Genomic DNA, 4049 nt, shown 5'->3' with positions numbered 1-4049 from the left:
CGTCGAAGCGACGATGCGAGAGATCACCGCCGCGGCCGCGCCGCAGTCCAATCCCTTTGGATTCGTCGACGCTTCGGGGACGTTCGCGATGCTTCTGGGCAGCAACAGCCTCTCCACGTGGGAATCGCCGTCGAGTTTCGTCCAGGTCGACAGCGCCGGAGGCTACCCTTTAGCGAAGACTTCAAATTTGGGCGCTTCGATCGTCCCGCCGAATCACAGCCTGACGCTCGCCGACCCGGCCGCAACGCGAACCGTAAGCATCGCGGGGCGCCCGTTCTTGGTGCTGGACCATCTGCTCCATTCGGGCCGCTCGTCGGTAATCGTTCACGTAGCCGAGCCGCTGGACGAACTGAACCGCACGTTCGCGCAGGCGCGTCAAGCTTTCGCGATCGTCTTCGCGCTGGCCATCGCCGCCATCGTCGTGCTCTCGTTCATGTTGGCATCGCAAGCGATCGAGCCGATCAACCGTCTTTCGCGCGCGATGCGCGAGATCGGCTCCGACCGGCTCGACCGGCGGCTGGCATGGCGTCGGCGCAACGATGAAATCGGCGCGTTAGCGGAGAGCTTTGACGACTTGCTCGCGCGCTTGGAAGAGGCATTCGCACGCGAACGACAGTTCATCTCCGATGCATCGCACGAACTCAAAACGCCGCTCACGTCGATCAATGCGAACGCGCAGATGCTCTTGCGTTGGGGCGACAGCGACGCCACGGTGCGCGAGGAGAGCCTGCGCACGATCGTGAGCGAGAGCGCTACGCTGGCCGGCATCGTGAACGGCATGCTCACGCTGGCAAAGGCCGATCGTGGCGACGACCTGCCGAAAGAACCCGTTTCCCTCGCGCACGTCGCCGGCGAAGCAGTGCGCAACGCCGCGCAGCGCGCGCACGAAAAGGCGCTCGCGCTCACGTTCGAGACGTGCAAGCCCTCGCCGATCGTCCTAGGCGACGAGCATCTGCTCCGTCAGCTGGCGAGTAACCTCATCGACAACGCCATCAAATTTACGCAGAGCGGCGGGGTCACCGTGCGCGTCGGCTGCGATGCAGCGTATGGTTGGATCGAGGTTGAGGATACCGGAACCGGTATCCCCGAGAACGAGCTTCCCCACATCTTCGAGCGCTTCTACCGCGCCGATCGCGCCCGTTCGCGCGACGTACCGGGTACGGGGCTAGGGCTGGCAATCGTTCGTTCGATCGCACGCGTCCACGGCGCGAACGTTGTGGCCGAGCGAGCAAGCGGTGGCGGCACGCTGGTGCGCGCCACGTTTGCGCTGCTCGCGCAACCGCTCACGGGCCCTTCATGAACCCGCCACGCGCGCGGCGGTACAATGGGCGCGTGAACTCGATCGAGTGGCGGGGGGCGATGCCGTTCCTCCTTGCCTGGTTGTGCGTGGTCTTCCCAGCCCCCGCAAATGCCGAACCGACGCTGCTGAACGCGGGGCCGGCGCCGGTCGTGGTTGCGATGATGCGATCGGGATCGATCACGATTCGCACGTGGGATCGTCCGCAGGTTCAGATCGATACCGACGGCCAAGCGCAATCGCAGCAAATTCCGCCCGCAGAAGTGCAGCGGCGTTTCCCGGCACAGATTCCGCTGGTGGCGCAGACGCTACGAACGCCGCGCGGCCCGATTTCGCTGCCGCCCGAACGCTTCGTCGCACCGCCGCTCCCGCCCGGTCCTCACTCCGGCATCGTCGTTCGCGGCTACGGCAATACCACGATCACGATTCCGCGCGATACCGCGATGGTGATCGCTCGCGTCGGGCTCGGCTTCGTCGCCATCAAGGGGTACCGGCAGGGCTTTTTTGTTGCGTTGGTCCACACGGGGCGCGTTCAACTCAACGGCGTGAGCGGCACCGGCGCCGTGCAGGTGCTCAGCGGCCCGATCGTTGCGGTGAATTCAAGCTTCATGCGCTTGCGCGCGCGAACCGCGCGCGGCAATCTTATCTTCGAACGCTGTAACGCGATGCAGATCGAGGCGAGCAGCGTATTCGGATCGATCGCCTACGACAACGGCCGCTTTCAAGCGGGCCTCGCGCACTTCCAGAGCGAGCACGGCAACGTCGCACTCGGCATCGCATCGGGCGGCGTGCAGATCGGCGCGCACAGCGCCGCCGGGCACATCTACTCCGATCTGGGAAGCGGCGAGAACGTTCAAAGCAGTGCCAACGACGCGCGAGCGATCGTCAATGGAGGCGGCCCCGTCGTCACCGCGACGAGCGAAACCGGCGCCGTCATTCTCTATCACGGCTCGATCCGCGAGCACCCGCAATTACAGCGACGCCTGCCGATGTTCCGGGCGGCGGCGCTCCGCCGCCCGGCGGTATGGCGGCCGCCCACCTTCCGGCGCGGAAAACCGCCCTCCTAGGGTTGGATTATCTCTCGGATACTGCTGTTACTCGTGTCCGTGACGTAGAGGCTGCCATTTGCGGCGTCGTATGCGATGCCTTGTGGACTGCTGAACATCGCCGTAGCAAACAGGCCGTCGAGGTTGCCGCCATACGCGAGCCCGGCGGGGCCGGCGAACGTAGTGACGGTCCCGGCTAGCGTTACCCGGCGAATCAAGTTATTATTCGTATCGGTGACGTAGAGATTGCCGTCCGACGAGTCGTATGCAAGAAACTGCGGGGATTTGAACTGCGCGCTCGAACCGCTGCCGTCGGCAAATCCGCACGTGCCGCCTGCGATCGTGGTAACGACGCCGGCGGTCGTCATTTGGCGAATTCGACAATTATTCGTATCGGTAATATACAGATCGCCGTTTGCAGCATAAGCGATGCCTTGTGGATATCCAAAGTGCGCGCTCGAGCCAGTCCCGTCAGCAAATCCGCACGCCCCAGGCGCGCCGGCGATGGTCGTAACGACGCCGCTGGCCGTTACTTGACGAATCGTGCAATTTTCCATATCGGTCACATAGAGGTCGTTGTTGGTGGGATCGTAAGCGATGCCGTGTGGAAAATTGAACTGCGCGGCCGTACCGGTCCCATCGGCAGAGCTAGAGCAAGGGGGCCCCGCCCCCGCGAAGGTCGTGACGGCCCCACCGCTTGTCACCTGGCGAATCGTGCAGTTATAGGTATCGGTAACGTAGAGATCGCCGTTGGAGCTATCGTACGCGATGCCGCCGGGTGAACTAAATTGTGCTCCCGCGCCCGTTCCATCGGCAGTGCCGCACGTGGGAGAACCGGCAAGCGTTGTAACAACGCCCGCCGGTGTCGTCTGACGGATAGCGCAATTATAGGTATCCGTAAGATAGAGGTCGCCGTTACCCGCATCGTACGCAATGCCAGCAGGAGCGTTAAAAGCGGCAGCAGTCCCGGTACCATCGGCGAAGCCGCCGGCAACATTGCCCGCGATCGTCGTGGTAAGGACGGAAGTGGTTAGCGGCGTCGTTACCGCGAGCGGGTTTCCGGCGATACTCGCCGCCGGCGTTGCGGAGATCGAAAGCGTGGCAGTCCCCATACCCGTAGCGGAGAGGGTAAATTCATTCGGGTTGCTGCCGGACGCGGCGACGGCGATACCTGCGCCCGCAGTTGCGCCGCTCACGGTTACCGCGAGCGCCGGTGCGCCCGGCCCGACGATGAAGTTACCATCGGCATCCAGCGCCGCGATCACCAACGGCGGCGCGCCGGCAACAAACGTAAATCCGCTCAGCAAGCTGCCCGTTAATGCGATCGAGGAAGCAGCGGCGGTCGCTTGGATCGACGCGGGAATGCCGGCAAGCGTCGCATTGATGGTATTGAGTTGGTTTGCAACGATGGTCGCCGCAACGCTGTTGGTTGAGAGCTTGTTGCCCGCGGCGCCCGGTTGATCGTAGGTGGTAAACGTGATCGTGTGCGCTCCCGCTGCCGTCGCGATCGGCACCGCGCACGTCAAGGAGCCCAACGGTCCGGAGACGCTGCAATTTGGCGAAGTGGGCGAGAGATTCTGCGCGGTTGCAGTGCCGCTATCCACTTGGACGGTGATCGACTGCGTTGCAGGCGAGACGTATGCAGGCTTGCTACCGCGCGAACTCGAGGCGGCCTTGGCCGGAATGGTAATGAGGATGCGCGCGTT

At 63.8% G+C, this 4049-nt stretch carries 3 protein-coding genes; 2 read left to right on the top strand and 1 reads right to left on the bottom strand.

What is annotated here, in order from left to right; all coding sequences use genetic code 11:
- Both VMW12_00015 and VMW12_00010 read left to right on the top strand, forming a co-directional pair.
- Positions 1–1300: HAMP domain-containing sensor histidine kinase (locus VMW12_00015; GenBank protein ID HUZ48103.1), on the top strand; the 1300-nt coding region annotated here is incomplete at its 5' end.
- Positions 1297–2364, top strand: a complete 1068-nt coding sequence (locus VMW12_00010) for a hypothetical protein (protein ID HUZ48102.1) — start codon at positions 1297–1299, stop codon at positions 2362–2364. The genes VMW12_00015 and VMW12_00010, both read left to right, overlap by 4 nt.
- On the opposite strand, the gene VMW12_00005 is transcribed toward VMW12_00010, so the two are convergent.
- Positions 2361–4049 (bottom strand): hypothetical protein (locus VMW12_00005; protein HUZ48101.1); only part of this gene is annotated, 1689 nt, incomplete at its 5' end. The two genes, VMW12_00010 and VMW12_00005, sit on opposite strands and share 4 nt — an antisense overlap.

Source organism: Candidatus Dormiibacterota bacterium (genome assembly GCA_035532835.1).
GTDB lineage: Bacteria > Vulcanimicrobiota > Vulcanimicrobiia > Vulcanimicrobiales > Vulcanimicrobiaceae > DAHUXY01.
Note: the sequence above shows the minus strand (reverse complement) of the source record. Positions and strands in the feature narration are given on the sequence as shown.

Coding starts and splice junctions, on each gene's coding strand:
- VMW12_00010 (HUZ48102.1), top strand. CDS start 1,297: ATGAACCCGCCACGCGCGCGGCGGTACAATGGGCGCGTGAACTCGATC.